A 590-nucleotide genomic window follows, 5' to 3' on the forward strand; every position below is an offset into this window, starting at 1 on the left:
ATGGAAATTGGCGTGTTACTTTTCGCTTTATAGGAACAGATGTGGAGCTTGTTGATTATCAAGATTACCATTGATGAAAGGAACGAAAATAATGATGCATAACCCCGCACATCCGGGCGAAGTTCTAAAAGTAGCTTTCTTAGACGAAATGGGGATAACAATACAAAAGTTAGCTAATCATCTCCATATGACAAGAGCTTCTCTATCAAGAGTGATTAACGGACATGCCTCTATGAGTACCGAACTTGCAGTGAAATTAGAACTAGCTGGTTTTAGTAAAGCGAAATTTTGGCTGGATATGCAAACAAATTATAATTTATGGCAAACAATGCAACAGACACAACCACCTATTTCTCCTCTGGTTTCTGAAGCACATCAAACGTCGCTTTGATTTCGTTTATAATTTTGACGGGGCTTTAGTTTTTTAGCTTCCGCCCGTTGCTCTAACCTTTTTGAAGTTTTTTAATGGCTTCTATTGCAAGGCGTTTTCTATCGGCTGTTTTGGTATAAAGAGATGCCATTTTATCTTCTGTCCAGCCAAAAAGCGCTTTCATTTGCGAAACTGTCGCACCAGCATTGGCTGCACGTGT

1 protein-coding gene and 2 pseudogenes are annotated in these 590 nt (G+C 39.3%); 2 read left to right on the forward strand and 1 reads right to left on the reverse strand.

The genetic code is table 11. The features are described 5' to 3' along the window. Nucleotides 1-74, forward strand: a pseudogene (locus tag ACFIO3_RS15180) (Killer protein); the annotation flags it as partial. 17 nt (nt 75-91) lie between these two features. Continuing rightward, nucleotides 92-391 (forward strand): HigA family addiction module antitoxin, encoded by a 300-nt coding sequence (locus tag ACFIO3_RS15185; RefSeq protein ID WP_183194585.1) that lies wholly within the window; start codon nt 92-94, stop codon nt 389-391. Between the two features lie 52 nt (nt 392-443). On the opposite strand, the pseudogene ACFIO3_RS15190 reads toward ACFIO3_RS15185, so the two are convergent. Then, nucleotides 444-590: pseudogene (locus ACFIO3_RS15190) on the reverse strand (integrase); the annotation flags it as partial.

The sequence above is a fragment of the Bartonella sp. AD328YNZD genome, from assembly GCF_042196425.1.